Source organism: Mycobacterium sp. ZZG (assembly GCF_054786995.1).
In genome coordinates, this window is sequence record NZ_JBTBFV010000013.1 from 39,839 (window position 1) to 57,721 (window position 17,883).

Consider the following 17,883-nt stretch of genomic DNA (forward strand, 5'->3'; position numbering starts at 1 on the left):
GCTTGTCCAGGAGAATACTATTCTCCTATTATCAGAATGACAATGTCGAAAGAGGGTTCCATGACTGACCCGCAGACACCCGCAGCGGGGTCCGCCGTCACCGATGCAGGCACCATCACCATCACGTTGGACGGCACCACCGCATCGGTGGCGCACCGGCCCGACGAGACGCTGCTGGAGAGCGCGCGTCGCGCCGGCATGGGACCGCCGTTCTCGTGCGAGGCGGGCAACTGCGGAACCTGCATGGCGTTGCTGACCGACGGGACGGCGACGATGCGGGTCAACGACGCGCTGACCGAGGACGAGGTCGCCGAGGGATACGTCCTGACCTGTCAGGCCGTGCCGGACACCCCCGATGTGAGGGTCAGCTACGACGAGTGAGCCGGCACGGCACGGTGCTCGTCGAGCCGGGGCGCCGGCCGGTACTGGGGGGCGTACCCGGCGATGTGGATCGGGCTGCCGACTTGGCGGAACTCGCCCGCGGTGACCACCGCGTGCGGCGTGGCGGCCAGCGCCTCGGGCAGCGTGCGCACCGCGGCGACCGGAATACCCAGCGGCTGCAGGCGCTGTTGCCAGTTCACCGCGGAGTCGGTCTGCAACACCGCCCCTACCAGCTCCAACACCTCGTCGCGGCGAGCCGCGCGTTCGGCCATGGTGGAAAAACCTTCGATTCCCGCCTCGCCCGCAAAGGCCGCCCAGAACGCGTCGTGGGTGATGAACAGTGCCAGGTAGCCATCTGCGGTCGGAAACAACTGCGCCGGAACGTAATACGAGTGTGCCCCGTACGGATACCGTTGCGGCTCCACGCCCTCGTTGAGGTACGCCGCGGCGCGGTAGTTCAGCTGCGAGAGCATCACGTCCTGCAAGGACACGTCGACCTGCCCACCCCGACCGGACACGATCTGGGCGAGCAGCCCCAGCGCTGCGGTCAGACCGGTGGAGTTGTCGGCCGACGAATATCCCGGCAGCGTCGGAGGCCCCTGCGGGTCTCCCGTCATCGCAGCCACCCCGGTTGCCGCCTGGATGACATAGTCGAACGCCGGATCGTCCCCGCCGTCGAGGCCGAAGCCGGTCATCGCGACGCACACGATGCGCTCGTTGAACTCCTTGAGCGCCTCATAGGTCAGCCCCAGCCGCCGGATGGCCGAGGGCTTCATGTTCACCAGCAGCGCGTGGGCATCCGCCACCAGCTCGCCCAGACGGGCACGCCCCTCGGCCGATCTCAGGTCGAGGACCACGCTCTGCTTGTTGCGGTTCAGGCTCGCGAAATAGCTGTCGCTGACCTGCCGGGAGATCTCGCCGCCGGGCGGCTCGACCTTGATCACCTCGGCACCCAGGTCGGCGAGCATCATCGTCGCGTACGGTCCGGCCAGCATGACGCCGACCTCGATGATCCGAATGCCGGCCAGCGGCGCGCCGCCTACCGGGCCCGGCGGGCCGGCGCTCATCGCACTACCTCGCTTTTCACGCCGGCGATCATCGCACGCGCTTGGCGAGCTCGCCGATCACCTCGCGGGTGCGGTACTTCGACGCGACCAGCTCGTCGCGGGTCTCCCCGATCGGCAGCAACCGAACCGACAGGTCGGTGACCCCCGCATCGGCGAACTGCTTGAACCGCGCCAGGATCGACTCTTCGTCACCGGCCGCGCACAGATCGCCGACGTTGCGGGCGTCGCCACGATCCAGCAACCGCTGGTAGTTCGGGGAGGTCTCCGCCTCGGCGAGGATCCGGTTGGCCCGCTCCTTCGCGGCGTCGACCTCGGAGTTCGCACACAGGCACACTGGGATGCCGGCGACGATTCGCGGCGCTGGGCGCCCCGCCTCGGCGGCGGCCTTGATGATCTTCGGCGCGATGTGCTCGCCGATTGCCTTCTCGTCGGCCATCCACAGCACGGTGCCGTCGGCGCGCTCCCCCGCGATCTGCAGCATCACCGGTCCCAGCGCGGCCACCAGCACCGGAAGCGGTTGCTCGGCACCGAGAACCGTCGGATTGTGCACGGTGAACGTGTCGTTCTCGACGTCGACATCACCCGGTCCGGCGAGCGCGGCGCTGAGCACCTCGAGGTAGTCACGGGTGTAGGCGGCCGGCTTGTCGTACGGGAGGCCCAGCATGTCGCGCACGATCCAGTGATGCGACGGCCCGACACCGAGGGCAAGCCGCCCGTTCGCCATCGCATGCACCGAAAGCGCCTGCCGGGCAAGGGCGATCGGATGCTGTGCCTGCAGCGGCACGACAGCGGTGCCGAGTTCGATCCGCGAGGTGTGCGCCGCCATCAGGGCGACCATCGTCAGGCAGTCGAAGTCGTTGGGCACCTGCGGCATCCACGCGGTGTCCAGGCCCGCCGACTCGGCCCACTCGATGTCGGACACCAGCTTGCTGACTTTGCGCGCCATGTCGCCGCGCTCGGCCCCGATCATCACTCCGAGTCTCATTGCCCACCCCCGCTTCGCCCGCCCGGCCTGATTGAACGTGCCTCCTCCGGCGAAAGTGCGCTGAGATCGCGATATCTGCCGAAAGGGCGCTCTGTGCGCACCCTCGCTCCACCCGGCCTCATGTGTGCTCCACTCTCTCCGTCAGCGCCCGCACATCACGCACCAGGTCCTCCAGCGGCGTCCCGGTCGGGAACACCGCGGCGGCGCCGGCGTCGAGGAGTTTCTGGACGTCGCCCTGCGGGATGGTGCCACCGACGACGACGGCGATGTCTGCCGCGTCGGCGGCGCGCAGCGCCTCCACCGTGCGAGCGGTCAGCGCGACGTGGGCTCCCGAGAGGATCGAAAGACCAACCAGCGCAACGTCTTCCTGCAATGCGATGGAAACGATGTCCTCGATGCGCTGCCGGATCCCGGTGTAGATCACCTCGAAGCCCGCATCACGCAGCGTGCGGGCGACGATCTTGGCTCCCCTGTCGTGGCCGTCCAGACCGGGCTTGGCTACCAGCACACGTGTTGACATCAGAACACCACCGGCTGCTGGAACTCGCCCCACACCGACTTCAACGTCGACACCATCTCTCCCACCGTGCAATACGCGTTCGCGCAGTCGATCAGCTTGTGCATCAGGTTGTCGTCGCCTTCTGCGGCCCGGGCCAGCGCCGCGAGCGCCTCCTTGACGGCGACGTCGTCGCGGTCGGCCTTGACCTTCGCCAGCCGCCGCAACTGCTTGTCGCGACCCTCGGCGTCCAGCTCGTAGGTGGCCAGGTCCGGCGGCGGCTCGTCGACGACGAATCGGTTCACCCCGACCACGGGCCGCTCACCCGATTCCACCTCCTGGTGGATCTTGAACGCTTCGTCGGCGATCAAGCCTTGCAGGTAGCCGTCCTCGATGCAGCGGACCATGCCGCCGTGTGTCTCGAGGTCGTGCATGATCTCGACGATCTTCTCCTCGGTGGCGTCGGTGAGGGCCTCGACGAAATAGGAGCCGCCCAACGGGTCGGCCACCTTCGTCACGCCGGTCTCGTACGCCAGGATCTGTTGGGTGCGCAGCGCCAGGGTCGCCGACTCCTCCGAGGGCAGGGCGAACGGCTCGTCCCACGCCGCGGTGAACATCGACTGCACACCGCCGAGCACCGCGGCCATCGCCTCGTAGGCCACGCGCACCAGGTTGTTCTGCGCCTGCGGGGCATACAGCGACGCCCCACCGGCCACACAGCCGAACCGGAACATCGACGCCTTGTCCGTGGTGGCCCCGTAACGCTCCCGCACGATCGTCGCCCATCGCCGGCGCCCGGCGCGGTACTTCGCGATCTCCTCGAAGAAGTCACCGTGGGTGTAGAAGAAGAACGAGATCTGCGGGGCGAACTTGTCGATGGTCATCCGGCCACGCTCGACCACGGTGTCGCAGTAGGTGACGCCGTCGGCGAGGGTGAACGCCATCTCCTGCACCGCGTTGGCGCCGGCATCACGGAAGTGCGCACCGGCCACCGAGATCGCGTTGAACCTCGGCACCTCGGCCGCACAGAATTCGATGGTGTCCGCGATCAATCGCAGGGACGGCTCCGGCGGCCAGATCCAGGTGCCGCGCGAGGCGTACTCCTTGAGGATGTCGTTCTGGATCGTGCCGGTGAGCTTCTCCCGCGGCACACCCTTCTTCTCGGCGGCGGCGACGTAGAACGCCAACAGGATGGCCGCCGTGCCGTTGATCGTGAAGCTCGTGCTGATCTTGTCCAGCGGAATCCCGTCGAACAGGATCTCGGCGTCGGCGAGGGTGTCCACGGCCACGCCGACCCGGCCGACCTCCTCGCCGTACTCCTCGTCGTCGGAGTCGTAACCGCACTGCGTGGGCAGATCCAGCGCCACCGAGAGCCCGGTACCGCCCTGATCGAGCAGGTAGCGGTACCTGCGGTTGGACTCCTCGGCGGTGCCGAAACCGGAGTACTGCCGGAAGGTCCAGGTCTTGCCGCGATACCCGGACGCGAAGTTTCCGCGCGTGAATGGATACTGCCCCGGCGGTGGGGGGTCGGCCGCACGATCGCCCGGTCCGTACACGGGTTCCAGCGGGATCCCCGACGGGGTCGCTACCAGAGGGTGGACTTGGTCACTCATCGATCGATAACGTACTTGCAAAAAATGAGAATGCCAATACCGCCTGAGGGAAAGCCGCACGCCGCAGTGCGTGCCGACCCGCCAAAGACCCGCATCAAACCCGGGAACACGGCGATTATGGGATTCGCCTAAAATGAGAACGACGCTATCGGGCGTTGATGAGGAGGCCCCTTTGTCTGGAGAGTCCAACGCGACCGGCGGGACCGGCGACACCACGTTCGCCGACCGGACCGTCGTGGTCTCGGGCGGCAGTCGCGGAATCGGCCTCGCCATCGCCCTCGCTGCAGCGAGGCGCGGCGCCAACGTCGTGCTGCTGGCCAAGACCGCCGAGCCGCACCCCAAGCTTCCGGGAACCGTGCACACCGCCGTCGCCGACGTCGAAGCTGCGGGCGGCAAGGGTGTCGCGGTGGTCGGTGACGTCCGCAAGGAAGAAGACGTGGCGCGTGCGATCGCGACCGCGGTCGAACGCTTCGGCGGGGTCGACATCGTCGTCAACAACGCCAGTGCGATCGCCACCGAACCGACCGAGGCGCTGTCGGCCAAGAAGTTCGACCTGATGATGGACATCAACGTCCGCGGCACGTTTCTGTTGACGAAGGGCGCGCTGCCCCATCTGCGGAAATCGGCGACCGGCGCGCACGTGCTCACCCTGGCGCCGCCGATGAACATGAACCCGCACTGGCTCGGTGCACACCCGTCCTACACGTTGTCCAAGTACGGCATGACCCTGCTGTCGCTGGGCTGGGCCAGCGAGTACGCAGACAGCGGCATCGGTTTCAGCTGCCTGTGGCCCGAGACCTACATCGCGACCTCGGCGGTGAGCAACCTCGCCGACGGTGATGATCTCGTCAAAGCCTCCCGCAGCCCCGACATCATGGCCGACGCCGCCGTACAGATCCTGTCGCGGCCACCGGCGCAGGTGAACGGGCAGTGCTACATCGACGCCGCTGTCCTGGTCGAGTCCGGTGTCGCCGACCTGTCGCGTTACGGCGGCGGCGACGACCCGATCCTCGACATCTTCGTCGACGGGCGAGCCTCATGAGCATCTCGCTGCTGCTGGAGATGGCCACCGACGCCGACCCGGACCGGACCGCCCTCGTCTCCGACGAACTCCGGCTCACCACCGCCGAACTCAGCACCCTCGCCGACGGCGGCGCCGGGGTGATCGCGGGGTCGGGCGCCCAGCATGTCGCCTACATCGGCACCGGCGGCGCGATGCTGCCGCTGCTGTTGTTCGCCTCGGCCCGCGCCGCGACACCCGTGACGCCGCTGAACTACCGGCTGTCGGCCGATGGGTTGCGTGCGCTGCTCGACCGGCTGCCCGATCCCCTTGTCGTCGTTGACGACGAATACCGCGATGCGGTCGGCGACGGCTATCGGACGATCGGTTCGGCGGAGTTCCTCGCCGGAGCTCGGACCGCGGAACCCGCGGCCGAGTTCGCCGACCCCGACGCCGTCGGTGTCGTGCTGTTCACCTCGGGGACGACGTCGAAGCCGAAGGCTGTCGAACTGACCCACACGAACCTCACGAGCTACATCATGGGGACGGTGGAATTCGCGTCGGCCGAGCCGGACGATGCCGCGCTGATCTGCGTCCCGCCCTACCACATCGCCGGTGTCAGTGCCGCGCTGTCGAATCTGTACGCCGGACGGAAGATGGTGTATCTGAGGCACTTCGACGCCGAGACGTGGGTGCGGCTGGTCGCCGACGAGGGCGTCACCTCCGCGACCGTCGTGCCGACGATGCTCGACCGGATCGTCTCGGTGCTGGAGGCGCGGGGCACCTCGCTGCCGACCCTGCGCACCTTGGCCTACGGCGGATCGAAGGTGCCGTTGCCGTTGGTGCGCAAAGCGTTGTCGTTGCTCCCCGGCGTCGGGTTCGTCAACGCCTACGGTCTGACCGAGACCAGCTCGACCATCGCGGTGCTGACCCCCGACGATCACCGCGAGGCCCTGGCGGCCTCCGACGAGGCGGCCACCCGGCGGCTCGGTTCGGTCGGTCGGCCGGTGCCCGGCATCGAGGTGCAGGTCCGCGCCGACGATGGCACGGTACTGGGACCGAACCAGACCGGCGAACTGTTCGTCCGCGGCGAGCAGGTGTCTGGCAGGTACACCGACATCGGTTCGGTGCTCGACGAGCAGGGCTGGTTCCCCACCAAGGACGTGGCCTACCTCGATGAGGAGGGCTACCTGTTCATCGGTGGCCGGTCCGACGACACGATCATCCGCGGCGGCGAGAACATCGCCCCCGCCGAGATCGAAGACGTGCTCGTGGAGCACCCGCACGTGCGAGACTGTGCCGTGGTCGGTGCCGATGACCCCCAGTGGGGCCAGATCATCGTCGCCGTCGTGGTCGCGGAACCGGGGACCGTACCCGACGTCGAGGACCTGCGTGGCCACGTGCGGGCGCAGTTGCGCGGATCCCGCACCCCCGACCGGGTGGTGTTCCGGGACGAACTGCCCACCAACGCGACCGGCAAGGTGCTGCGCCGCGAACTCGTCGACGAACTGAACCAGGACCCATCGCCGGCACAGCCGGCCGCGACACAAGGAGCCCCTGCATGATCAAGAACGGCACCCGACTGCAGAGCCAGGTCTGCGACACCCAGGTGATCGTGGTCCGCAGCAGCGACAGTCTCGACGACCTGCGCGCCGGCGGCGCCCCGATGGTGCCCGTCGGCGACAGTGTCGACGAGAGTCTGTCGCTGGACGGCGAACTGGCCGACGGCAATCTGATGGGCAAGCGCTACGTCGACGACAGCGGCGCCGAGGTGCTCGTGACGAAAGCCGGCAAGGGCACGCTGAGCATCGGCGCGACCCCGTTGGCGCTCAAGGAGGCCAAGCCGCTACCCGCCAGCGACTGACCAGGGAGCCCGGGCGCGTTCGCGGGTGTCACCGCGACGAGGTCGAGCCATGCCATCGCCGCGTATCTGAAGGCGCGCGACTGATACCTTCGGCGGGTGAGGCCACGCCGCCTGCTCACCAGGTACGCCGCGGGGCTCACGTCGGCATACCTGCTGACCGTCGCCGAGGTCCTCGCGATCGTGGTAGCGCTCGCCGGCCGTCGTGTCATCACCACCGGCAACGTGATCACCTTCTCGGTGGTCGGCCTGATCGGCACCGTCACGGTGGCGCTGGGCGCGGTCCTGATCCTCCGTCCGTCCCTGCGCTGGCTGAGCTCCGGCCGCCGGCCCACGCCCGGCGAGATCCGGACCACGGCCAAGATCATGCGCCGTCAGGCGGTCATCACGTTGGCGCCGTGGCTGCTCACCGCGGCCATCCTGGTACCGCTCAACGTGCACGCACCGGCGACGGTGTTCGTGGTGCTCACCACCGCGCTGTTGTTCGGCGCGATCGCCACCGTCACCACCGGCTTCCTGTTCACGTTGCGGACTCTGCGGCCCCTGCTGGCGGCCGTGCCCGCCGACGCCGAACGGCCGGCCGCGCCGGGCGTGCGGGCCCGCCTGCTGCTGATGTGGCTGGCCTGTACCGCACTGCCCGGCTCGGCCATCGCGGTCCTGCTGATCCTGCAGTCCCAGAACTGGTTGCTCAACGCGTCGTCCCCGATCGAGCTAGCGCTGCTGATACTCGCTCTGGTCGCGGTCGTGCTCGGTCTACGCTCGATGATCCTGGTATCGATGTCCATCTCGGATCCGCTCCACGAGGTGGCCGAGGCGATGGCCGACGTCGAGAAAGGCGAACTCGATCGCAGCATCGACGTGTACGAGTGGTCCGAGATCGGGCGGCTGCAGAGCGGGTTCAACCGCATGGTCGCCGGTCTGCGGGAACGCGACAGGCTGCGCGACCTGTTCGGCCGCCACGTCGGCGAGGAAGTCGCCCGGCGGGCGTTCGAGCAGGCCGGCACCCGCAGCGACACATCCACCGGCGACGAGCGCGAGGTCGCGGTGTTGTTCATCGATCTGGTCGGCAGCACGCAGCTGGCCACCGAGCGCAGCCCCCACGAAGTCGCCGACATCCTCAACGATTTCTTCCAGATCGTCGTCGCCGAGGTCGACGGACGGCACGGTCTGGTCAACAAGTTTCAGGGTGACGCCGCGCTGGCGGTGTTCGGCGCCCCGCTGCGCATCGACGACCCGTGCTCGGCTGCGCTGGCGACCGCCCGCGCGTTGGCCGCTCAGTTGCGGCGACTGGCAGTGGATTTCGGTATCGGCGTGTCGGCGGGACCGGTGTTCGCCGGCAATATCGGGGCCAGGAACCGCTACGAGTACACCGTGGTGGGTGACGCCGTCAACGAGGCCGCCCGGCTGGCCGACCATGCCAAGGAATTCGAGCGCCGAACCCTGTCCTCGGGTGCGGCACTGACCCGCGCGAACGAGTCCGAGCAGGCCCGGTGGGTCCCATGTGGGCAGATCACGCTGCGCGGACGCCGCGACCCGACCGAGATCCACACCCCGGGTGGAGGTTAGGTCCGCCTTCGGAGTGGGAATGCACGCGTATGCGATCTGCCGCGGCTCCGCATCCGACGCGTGCCACCGCCGCGCGCGTCCAGATCCGTAGCGGCGCGCACACCGGGCCGACCAGCGGCCTCGCCGACGGCCATGCGCAGGCCAATCTGGTGGTGCTGCCGCAGGATTCGGCGCTGGATTTCCTGCGTTTCTGTGTGCGCAACCCGGTCCCGTGTCCGCTGCTGGAGGTCACCGACACCGGTTCGCCCCGCCCCGCCGCGGTCGCCGCCGACGCCGACCTCCGGAGCGACGTGCCGCGCTACCGCGTGTTGCGCGACGGTGAGTGCGTCGACGAGCCCACCGATATCAGTGAATACTGGCGCGCCGATCTCGTGGCGTTCCTGCTCGGCTGTTCGTTCACGTTCGAATGGGCAATGGCCTCGGCGGGACTACCGCTGCGTCATCAGCAGCAGCACGTCAACGTCCCGATGTACATCACCGACCGCCCCTGTCGGACCGCCGGTCCTTTCGAGGGGCCGCTGGTGGTCTCGATGCGGCCGATCCCCCGAAACGATGTGCCCCGCACCGTCGACATCACCGCCCGCTTCCCCGCGATGCACGGCGCACCCGTGCACATCGGCGATCCGTCGCGGCTGGGCATCGCCGACCTCGATGCACCGGATTTCGGCGATCCGGTGCGCTTCGACGACGATGACATCCCCGTGTTCTGGGGGTGCGGTGTGACGCCACAGGCCGTCGCCCAACGAGCCCGGTTGCCACTGGCGATCTTTCACGCACCAGGCCACATGTTCATCACCGACCGGACGCACAGCCACTATGACAGTGCCTCGCGCGCGCAGATCACCGATCAGCCAGGAGGACTTTGGTGAACGTCGACCAGTTGACCCCGACCGCTGCGGCCGCCCCCGACGCGATCCGAAAGGCTGTCCGCGGAGCCGCGATCGGCAACACAGTGGAGTGGTTCGACTTCGCGATCTACGGGTCCCTGGGCACCTATATCGCCGAGAAGTTCTTCCCGCCCGGCGACGAGACCGCGGCGCTGCTGAACACCTTCGCGATCTTCGCCGCGGCGTTCTTCATGCGCCCCCTCGGCGGCTTCTTCTTCGGCCCTCTCGGAGACCGGATCGGCCGGCAGAAGGTGCTCGCGCTGGTGATCCTGCTGATGTCGGCATCGACTCTGGCCATCGGTCTGGTGCCCAGCTACGACTCCATCGGGGTTTGGGCGCCGATCCTGTTGCTGGTCCTGCGCTGCCTGCAGGGCTTCTCGGCCGGCGGCGAATACGGCAGCGGCGCCTGCTTTCTGGCCGAGTACGCCCCCGACCGGCACCGCGGGTTCGTGGTGTCGTTCCTGGTGTGGTCGGTCGTCGTCGGCTTCCTGCTCGGCGCGGTCACGGTGACCGGACTGGAGACGCTGCTGTCCGAGCCCGCAATGGAAAGCTACGGTTGGCGGATCCCGTTCCTGATCGCCGGCGCGCTGGGGGCGGTCGGGCTCTACATCCGCCTGCGCCTCGGCGACACCCCGCAGTTCGAGTCGCTGCGTGAGGCCGGCGCGGTGTCGTCGTCGCCGCTGAAGGAAGCGGTGACGACGTCGTGGCGACCGATCCTGCAGATCATCGGCCTGGTGGTGGTCCACAACGTCGGCTTCTATCTCGTATACACCTTCCTGCCAAGCTATTTCACCGAGACACTGGGTTTCAGCAAGACCGACGCATTCTTCTCGATCACCGTCGCGAGCATGGTGGGCATCGTCCTGATCCCCCCGCTCGGAGCGTTGTCGGACCGCATCGGCCGCAAACCTCTTCTGCTGACAGGCTCGATCGGCTTCGCGGTGTTCGCCTATCCGCTGTTCCTGCTCTTGAACACCGGCTCGCTCACCGCGGCCATCGCCGCCCACTCAGCCCTGGCCGCGATCGAGGCGGTCTTCGTGTGCGCGTCGCTGGCGGCGGGCGCCGAACTGTTCGCCACGCGGGTGCGCTCCAGCGGTTACTCGATCGGCTACAACGTGTCGGTGGCGCTGTTCGGCGGCACCGCACCCTATGTCGCGACGTGGCTGGTGTCGCGGACGGGTAACGACCTCGCACCCGCGTACTACGTGATCGGGGCGGCCGTTGTCACGCTGCTGACGGTGCTGACCATGCGCGAGACGGCGCGCAAGCCGCTGCGCAGGCTGGTGTCGCACTGATCGCCAACCCTCGCCTGCCGCGTGGGCGATCTCGCCGCGAGTCTCACCGATCGGCCGGCGCGTACCTCAACATCGTCACGTCATGCTCGGGGTAGTCGCAGAAGACCGGTTTGACCCGCATGCCGATCACGATGTCCGTCGGCTCGACATCGACCAGCTCGGTGGAGAACCGGGGCCCTTCGTCCCACTCCACGATGGCGAGCAACTGAGGCACCGCGTCGACGAAGTGAGGGCCGACGGGGCGGCGGGCCACGGTGAACGAGTACAGCGTGCCCATGCCCGAGATCTCGCGCCACTCAAGGTCGTTCGTTAGCGTCCTGGGGGCGCGCACCCGGGGATAGAAGACGTAGGACTGCGACGACGGCGAGTACTGAATCACCACCCGATGCTCGGCGAGGGCATCCCAGAACGGCGCAGTGGTAGGCGTTTTGACCGGCATCGGCCGTTCGAAGGTCGGTGTGCTCATGGTCAGTCCCCCTCCAGCACGAGTGTGGTCTGTTCGGACAGGATGCCGCCGTTGCCCGAGACGAACGCACGGTGGCAATCAGGCACCTGCGCCTCCCCGGCCCGGCCCATGATCTGGCGGGCCGCGTCGCACACATGGTGCATTCCCCCCGCATTGCCCGCCTGCCCGAACCCGAGCTGACCGCCTGCGGTGTTCAGCGGAAAGTCGCCGCGGAAGGTCAGATCGCGCTGGGAGACGAACTCCATGCCCTTGCCCTTCCCACAGAAGCCGGCATCTTCCAGACTCAGCAACACAGTGATCGTGTAGCAGTCGTAGATCGACACCATGTTCATCTGCTCGCGGGTCAGACCCGACATCGCGAACGCCGTCTCTGCGGCCCGGGCGATCGGCGTCTGCAGCAGATCCGCGGCGTAGGTGGGCGTCTTGTAGGGCACCTGCTCGCCGAAACCCTTGATCCACACCGGCCGGTTCTTCGCGCGGGCGGCGACGTCGGCGCTGGCCACCACCACCGCCGCACCACCCAGGCAGGGCATCACGATCTCGAGCATGTGCAGCGGGTCGGCGATGACCGGGCTGGCGAGCACGTCCTCGATCGTTAGCGGTTTGTCCTTCCAGATGGCCCCTTCGGTGTGGTTTGCGTTGAAGCGTTGGTCCACCACGATCTTGGCCATCGCCCGCTCGTCGTAGCCGTACACCGAGGCATAACGCTGGGCGACCTGGCCGTACGGCCCGTTCTGGCCCAGATTTCCGTACGGGATCTCGAATTCGGCCTGCGGAGAACCGAACTGGTTGCTCGACGCTCCGAAGAACATGGCGTCAACCAGCGGTCGGGGCTTCTTCTCCGATGTCGGTGTCAGGTAACGCGCCGGGATCGCACACAGCACCACGTCGCAGATCCCGAGTTCGATCGCCGCGGCAGCGCGCCAGACCATGCCCACCGCACTGGCGCCGCCCAGGTCCACCATCTCGGCGAAATTGGCTCGGACGCCCAGGTATTCGGCCACCGTCGATGGAACGAAGATCTCCGACTCGCTCAGGTGTGTGGTGACCAGGCCGTCGACCGACTCACCGGGCAGCCCGGCATCGTCGAGCGCCGCGGCGCCGAGTTCCGCCCACTGCTCCAGGGTGAAAGGCGCCGGGGTGGCATTGTTCAGCCGTTCCGGGGGCAGCTCCACGTAACCGACGATCGCGGCCTCACCGCGCAGACCCATGGGTATCTCCTGTCGCTCCGTAGCCCCGCGTCGCACTCACGCGCGAGGCAGTCCGAGGATCATCTGGGCGATGATGTTGAGCTGGATCTCCTTCGTCCCGCCGCCGATCAGTTCCGCCGGCAGGTGGAAGTAGGGTTCGACGATCGCCGGCTCGGAGTCTTCGACGAGTGCCGCCGGTGCGGCGAGCTCGAGCGTGGCCTTGAAGATGCGTCGCAGCATCACGTTCATGGCGACCTTGGCGATGCTCGATGCCGGTCCGGCGGCCTGCCCGTCGAGCAGGCGCATCACCTCGCGCAGTGCGAGCACCTTGATCGCGTTGGCGTACGCGTCGGCCTCGCCCAGCGCGGCCAGCACCCGGCTGCGGTCGGCGCGCTCCTCGGCGGCCAGTGCGCGAAGGATGCTGGCCCGGTCGAAGTTGACGTAGCCGCTGATCGCGACCCGCTCCTGCGCCATCGTCGCGATCGCCAGGTTCCACCCGTCGGTCGGCTCGCCCAACAGCATTTCGTCCGGGACGAACACGTCGGCGAGGAACACCTCGTTGAAGTGAGACTCACCGGTGGCCTGCCGGATCGGTTGCAGGTCAACGCCTTCGGAATTCATGTCGACGATGAAGTAACCGATTCCCCGGTGCTTGGCGACATCCGGGTCGGTGCGGGCGAGTAACGCCCCGAAGTCGGCGGTGTGCGCCGACGACGTCCAGATCTTGTGGCCGTTGATCCGCCAGCCGCCGTCGACCTTGGTCGCGCGCGTAGTCAGCGAAGCGAGGTCGGAACCCGCCCCGGGCTCGCTGAACAACTGGCACCAGCCGAGCTCCCCCCGCTGGGTTGGCGGGATGAACCGCTCCTGGATGTGTTCGGGTGCCGAGCTGATCAGTGTCGGCAGGATCCATTCGGAGATCCCCAGTGAGGGCCTCACCAGGTCGGGCCGTTTGGCGAACTCCTCGTCGATGATCAACAGCTGCAGCTGCGTGGCCTCCACCCCCCACGGCCGCGGCCAGTGCGGCGCGATCAGACCCGCTTCGGCCAGCAGTGTCCGCTGGGGTCCGGTCGCGAGGTTCTCATAGTCGCCTTGGCGCCCCGGACGGTCGTTGCGCAGGGTCCTCGCCTCGTCCAGCACCGCTGCCACGCCGCGGCGGAACTCGAGGTCGACGTCGCCGAGCTTCACCGAGACGTCGCGTCCGTGTGTGCGGGTGAGTTCGCCGAGCGACTCGGCGTACCGGCCGGAGGGACCGATCGACGCGGCCAGGCTCGTCGCCTTGCGCCAGTACAGGTGAAGGTCGTGCTCCCAGGTGTATCCGATCGCGCCGAACATCGTCAGGGCGTCGAGGGCCAGTTCGGGTGCCGGCGTGATCGCCATCAGCGCCGAACCCCACGCCGCGATGCGGTGCTGCGCCGGGTCCTCCGATGCCGACCGGACTGCGTCCCACGCCGCCGAACTCGCCAGCTCGCTGTTGACCAACAGCATCGCCGCCTGGTGCTGGAGGGCCTGGAAAGTCCCGATCGGCCTGCCGAACTGCTCCCGGGTGCGCAGATGATCGGTGACGGCCTGCACACACCAGCGGAGTACGCCGGAAGCGGCAGCGGCTGCCAGCGCGACCGTCATACACCGCGCCCGGACGTCGTCGATGCCGCTCAGCGCCGCGTCGTCGGTGCAGCGGTGGCCGTCGAGCCGCACCACCCCCACGTCCACAGTCCGGTCGGTCGCGACGCGGCTCTCGACCGAGACCCCCGGTCCCGCCGGATCGATCGCGAACCACGCGGTGCCCTCACCGGTGTCGGCCGACACCAGAAGGATCCGCGCCGCGCAGGCCCCCGCGATCGGCGTAGAACGGCCGTCGATCCGCCAGCCGTTTGCGCCCGGCACGGCGCGGAAACCGTTGTCGCCGGCCAGGATCACCGCGCCGGACGCACCATCGGCGAGGGCCCCGATCAGGGCCTGCCGTGCCGGTGTGTCGTCGGCCAGCAGCGCGACCGCGCTGGTGGACACCGTGGCCAGCACCGGCCCCGGCAACAGCGCCGCGGCCGCCGCCTCGATCACGCAGGCGGTGTCGGTCAGCGTGCCGCCCTGGCCGCCCACCTCTTCGGGCAGGTGGACGGCGTGGAAACCATTGCCGACGAACTGTTCCCACCACGGTGGCAGCTCCCCGGCGGCGAGCGCCTCGAAGGACTCGCGGGTCTTGTCGACCGGCGCGTGGCGGGCGGCGAACTGGGCGACGGCAGCGCCGAGCTGTTCCTGCTCCGGTGTCAGGCCGATGGTCATCGCGCTCCTTCGGCTACGCGACGGGGCCGGTCTCGGAAGAAGCGCGCGGCCGCTTCGACGGCTTCCGAGCTGGGCCGCGGCTGCCCGCCGAGCTCCCGGACCGCCTTGAAATGGTCCATCGGGGACATGATGTGCAACAACCGGATGTTCAGCGGCGTGCGCACCGGATGGCCGTCGATCCCGCGGGTGGAACTGGTGGTGCGGATCATCACCTGCACGGCGGGCTCGCCGTCGGCCACCAGTTGCTTGACGACATGGGAGCCGAGGAATCCGCTGGCGCCGATCACCAGCTTGGTTCCCGCCATCGTCCGGCTCCTCCACATCTCCTTAAACGAGACGCAACGTATCGTCTTGTGGCACACTACGGGCGATGCCACAGTGTGTAAAGCCGGACGGACGCTCCTGATGGCCACCGAGACCGCGGCGCCCCGGCGGCGCAGCGAGAAGTCCCGGGTGGCCATCATGACCGCCACCCGCAAGCTGCTGATGGAACGGGGTTTCGACAAGCTCAGCATCGAGGCGGTGGCCACCCGGGCGGGTGTCGGCAAGCAGACGATCTACCGTTGGTGGTCGAGCAGGCACGCCCTGGTCGCCGACGTCATCCTCGAAGACGCCGACCGGATCCTGCGCCCCATCGGCCGCACCGACGACGTGACCGCCGACGTCTGCGCGTGGTCGACCGCGCTCGCGACGGCGTTGACCACTCAACGCGGCCACGCGATGCTGCGCATCCTGACCGCCGCCGGGATGGAGAACCCCGACACCGCGACACGCCTGCACGCCGGATTCAGTCGCCCGCTGCACGACACCGTGCGAAACCGATTGACGGAGGCCGGTTTCACGAGCGCTGCGGCCCAGGATGCCACCGACGCGATCGTCGGCGGCATCGTCTACGCGATCCTCGGCGAAGGCCGCGCGTTCTCGCCGGGACGCGCCGAGTCGATCACCCGCACCGTACTCGGCAGCTGACGTTGAGGGCTCAGCGCCACCGCGCCCACACATACGGGACCAGCGAGCGCAGGAACTCCATGTCGGGTCCCGGCACCGCCGCCGTGAACGCGTGCTCGAAGTAGTCCTCCGCGACGAGCAGGATGCCCTCGGCGTACTCGCGGGTGTACTCGATGCTGCCGTAGTCGTCCATCAGTCGACGCACCTCGGTCACCATCTCCTGGGTGCGCTGCGTCCGCCCGCGGCGCAGATAGTCGGCCAGCACTTCTCGGTCGGTGCCGGTGGCCGCCGACACCAGGTGCATCAGCGGCAGGGTCCGTTTGCCCTCGTACAGGTCGCCCAGGATCTCCTTGCCGTACGTTCGTTCGTCGCCGACGAGGTTGAGCAGGTCGTCACGAATCTGAAACGCCGCACCGAAGTGAAACCCGAAGCCCACCAACGGAGCCAGGTCCGCGGTTCCCCCCGAGCCAACCAGAGCTCCGACGCGTAGCGGGTGAATCGTGGTGTACCAACATGTTTTCCGCATGATCAGGTCTAGGTAGTCGGCCGGACCGAGATCCTCGACCCGATCGAGCTGCCAACCGACTTCGATGGCCTGCCCCTCCAGCGTGCGCATCGCCATGGTGTCGAACTCGTGCCACACCAGATCGGCCAGGTCGTCGTCGAGTTGCCTTGTCGCCCTTCGGAGCACCTGGCTCGCCACCACCGCGAGACCGTCGCCGGCATTGAGCGCCGCGGCGATGCCGTGCGCCGCGGCCAGCGTCGGTCTGCCACGGCGCATCTGACTGCCGTCGGCGATGTCGTCGTGCACCAGGAACGCATTGTGCAGCAATTCGATCGCGATCGCGATGTCCAGCACGGCATCCGGTCCGGCCCCGAACGCGCGACTCGCCGCCAGACACAGCGCCGGCCGAAGCGCCTTGCCGGGGCGCGACGGATACTCGCGCATCGGCGCATACAGCCACTCCACCGGCTCTCCGTCGGGAATCGCATCGAGCATCCCCCGGCGGACGGTCTTGGCCACGCTACGCAGGTGATCGTCGACCTCACCGACCAATTCGTTCCGATCGACGGTGCCAGTCACGACGCACCCTGCCCGAGCACCAGAACCAGCGGCAGCCACACGCCGGGGTGCCCGTCGACCAGAATCATGCCGCGGTAGGTGCCCGCAGCGGTGTGCCGTGGCAGCTCGAATTGCACGGTGATCCCCCGACTGCTGCGCCCCGGCATCGGTACGATCTCGGGCTCGAACCCCGCCACCTCGGAACCGATGGTCCCACCGTGGTCCGCCAGCAGCCCTCCGCATCGCAGCCTGATCTTTCCCAAATCAACGGAACCGCTGTTACGCAACCACAGCTCTGCGGTTGCTACACCGGTCGGTGCCGCTGTCAGCTGCACGCATCCCGACGCCGTCGCCGTCGCCAGATCGAGCGTGGGTTCGGCCGGGGCGGACGGTTGCTCGCGCTGCTGTACAGGCAGTTTGAGGAACTGGTCGACCATGGCCCACCACGATGCCACGAACGGCTCCAGTCCGGTGGCCCCGAACAGGTCCGTCTGATCGTGACCGCCCGACGGGGTCACCGGTTGGGCCGGTTGACCGTAGGCACCGATGCCGGCCGAGGCCATCCTGACGAACCGGTCGACGAGTTCGCTCGCAGCGCGGAAGCCGTCGGCCTGAATTGCGCTGAGCGCCCGTAGGTTTGCTGCGGAATCAAATACCGCTGCCCACGGGAGTTCGTTGCTGGATCTGCCTCCGCCCCCTGCGTCCATGCGCTTCGCCTCCCTCGAATTTAACGCGCGCCAACGCCTCTATGACGGTATGCTAGCTGCGCATACGACAGCAGGAGG

The 17,883-nt window shown here is 68.1% G+C and carries 17 protein-coding genes and 1 pseudogene; 8 read left to right on the forward strand and 10 right to left on the reverse strand.

The window, feature by feature from the left end:
• The first annotated feature begins 60 nt into the window (after window positions 1-60).
• Window positions 61-381 (forward strand): 2Fe-2S iron-sulfur cluster-binding protein, encoded by a 321-nt coding sequence (locus ACXMYJ_RS10330; protein WP_260754556.1) that lies wholly within the window; start codon window positions 61-63, stop codon window positions 379-381.
• On the opposite strand, the gene ACXMYJ_RS10335 is transcribed toward ACXMYJ_RS10330, so the two are convergent.
• From ACXMYJ_RS10335 to ACXMYJ_RS10350, 4 genes are all read right to left on the reverse strand, one after another.
• The gene (locus ACXMYJ_RS10335; protein WP_260754558.1) at window positions 369-1,448 is read right to left on the reverse strand and encodes a CaiB/BaiF CoA transferase family protein; all 1,080 of its coding nucleotides are present in this window, start codon (window positions 1,446-1,448) and stop codon (window positions 369-371) included. The two genes, ACXMYJ_RS10330 and ACXMYJ_RS10335, sit on opposite strands and share 13 nt — an antisense overlap.
• A gap of 28 nt (window positions 1,449-1,476) precedes the next feature.
• Window positions 1,477-2,433, reverse strand: coding sequence for an LLM class F420-dependent oxidoreductase (locus tag ACXMYJ_RS10340; RefSeq protein WP_260754559.1), 957 nt, complete (start codon window positions 2,431-2,433; stop codon window positions 1,477-1,479).
• Between the two features lie 118 nt (window positions 2,434-2,551).
• On the reverse strand, window positions 2,552-2,953 hold the full coding sequence (locus tag ACXMYJ_RS10345; protein WP_260754560.1) for a cobalamin B12-binding domain-containing protein: 402 nt from the start codon (window positions 2,951-2,953) through the stop codon (window positions 2,552-2,554).
• Window positions 2,953-4,542: a methylmalonyl-CoA mutase family protein gene (locus ACXMYJ_RS10350; protein WP_443188509.1), complete on the reverse strand. Its 1,590-nt coding sequence runs from the start codon at window positions 4,540-4,542 to the stop codon at window positions 2,953-2,955. The genes ACXMYJ_RS10345 and ACXMYJ_RS10350 overlap by 1 nt, the downstream gene beginning before the upstream one ends.
• A gap of 172 nt (window positions 4,543-4,714) precedes the next feature.
• Between ACXMYJ_RS10350 and ACXMYJ_RS10355 the strand changes: the two genes are divergently transcribed.
• The 6 genes from ACXMYJ_RS10355 to ACXMYJ_RS10380 all read left to right on the forward strand — a co-directional run bounded on the left by ACXMYJ_RS10355 (window position 4,715) and on the right by ACXMYJ_RS10380 (window position 11,151).
• Window positions 4,715-5,584 (forward strand): SDR family oxidoreductase, encoded by an 870-nt coding sequence (locus tag ACXMYJ_RS10355; protein WP_260754563.1) that lies wholly within the window; start codon window positions 4,715-4,717, stop codon window positions 5,582-5,584.
• Entirely contained in the window at window positions 5,581-7,107 is a 1,527-nt protein-coding gene (locus ACXMYJ_RS10360) for a class I adenylate-forming enzyme family protein (RefSeq protein WP_443188508.1), read from the forward strand. Before ACXMYJ_RS10355 ends, ACXMYJ_RS10360 begins: the two co-directional genes overlap by 4 nt.
• Window positions 7,104-7,406: a hypothetical protein gene (locus tag ACXMYJ_RS10365; protein ID WP_260754566.1), complete on the forward strand. Its 303-nt coding sequence runs from the start codon at window positions 7,104-7,106 to the stop codon at window positions 7,404-7,406. Before ACXMYJ_RS10360 ends, ACXMYJ_RS10365 begins: the two co-directional genes overlap by 4 nt.
• 96 nt (window positions 7,407-7,502) lie before the next feature.
• Window positions 7,503-8,969 (forward strand): adenylate/guanylate cyclase domain-containing protein, encoded by a 1,467-nt coding sequence (locus tag ACXMYJ_RS10370; RefSeq protein WP_443188507.1) that lies wholly within the window; start codon window positions 7,503-7,505, stop codon window positions 8,967-8,969.
• Between the two features lie 29 nt (window positions 8,970-8,998).
• On the forward strand, window positions 8,999-9,838 hold the full coding sequence (locus ACXMYJ_RS10375; RefSeq protein ID WP_443188506.1) for a putative hydro-lyase: 840 nt from the start codon (window positions 8,999-9,001) through the stop codon (window positions 9,836-9,838).
• Window positions 9,835-11,151, forward strand: a complete 1,317-nt coding sequence (locus ACXMYJ_RS10380) for an MFS transporter (RefSeq protein ID WP_460355916.1) — start codon at window positions 9,835-9,837, stop codon at window positions 11,149-11,151. The genes ACXMYJ_RS10375 and ACXMYJ_RS10380 overlap by 4 nt, the downstream gene beginning before the upstream one ends.
• A 43-nt stretch (window positions 11,152-11,194) precedes the next feature.
• Here the strand turns inward: ACXMYJ_RS10380 and ACXMYJ_RS10385 are convergent, their stop codons facing one another.
• The 4 genes and pseudogenes from ACXMYJ_RS10385 to ACXMYJ_RS10400 form a co-directional block, all read right to left on the reverse strand.
• Window positions 11,195-11,617: a Zn-ribbon domain-containing OB-fold protein gene (locus ACXMYJ_RS10385; RefSeq protein WP_443188504.1), complete on the reverse strand. Its 423-nt coding sequence runs from the start codon at window positions 11,615-11,617 to the stop codon at window positions 11,195-11,197.
• 2 nt (window positions 11,618-11,619) lie between these two features.
• Window positions 11,620-12,828, reverse strand: coding sequence for a thiolase family protein (locus ACXMYJ_RS10390; RefSeq protein ID WP_443188503.1), 1,209 nt, complete (start codon window positions 12,826-12,828; stop codon window positions 11,620-11,622).
• Between the two features lie 36 nt (window positions 12,829-12,864).
• The gene (locus ACXMYJ_RS10395) at window positions 12,865-15,087 is read right to left on the reverse strand and encodes an acyl-CoA dehydrogenase (RefSeq protein WP_260754571.1); all 2,223 of its coding nucleotides are present in this window, start codon (window positions 15,085-15,087) and stop codon (window positions 12,865-12,867) included.
• Between the two features lie 173 nt (window positions 15,088-15,260).
• Window positions 15,261-15,392, reverse strand: a pseudogene (locus ACXMYJ_RS10400) (NAD-dependent epimerase/dehydratase family protein); the annotation flags it as partial.
• A 100-nt stretch (window positions 15,393-15,492) separates the two neighbouring features.
• Between ACXMYJ_RS10400 and ACXMYJ_RS10405 the strand changes: the two are divergent.
• Entirely contained in the window at window positions 15,493-16,056 is a 564-nt protein-coding gene (locus ACXMYJ_RS10405) for a TetR/AcrR family transcriptional regulator (protein ID WP_260754572.1), read from the forward strand.
• Window positions 16,057-16,066: 10 nt separating this feature from the next.
• On the opposite strand, the gene ACXMYJ_RS10410 is transcribed toward ACXMYJ_RS10405, so the two are convergent.
• Together ACXMYJ_RS10410 and ACXMYJ_RS10415 are read right to left on the reverse strand one after the other, a co-directional pair.
• Window positions 16,067-17,119 carry a polyprenyl synthetase family protein gene (locus tag ACXMYJ_RS10410; protein ID WP_460355920.1) on the reverse strand — a complete coding sequence of 351 codons (1,053 nt, stop codon included), beginning with the start codon at window positions 17,117-17,119 and terminating at the stop codon, window positions 16,067-16,069.
• A complete protein-coding gene (locus tag ACXMYJ_RS10415; RefSeq protein WP_443188500.1) occupies window positions 17,116-17,805 on the reverse strand; it encodes a hypothetical protein in 690 nt (229 codons plus the stop codon). Before ACXMYJ_RS10415 ends, ACXMYJ_RS10410 begins: the two co-directional genes overlap by 4 nt.
• Between the last annotated feature and the right edge of the window lie 78 nt (window positions 17,806-17,883).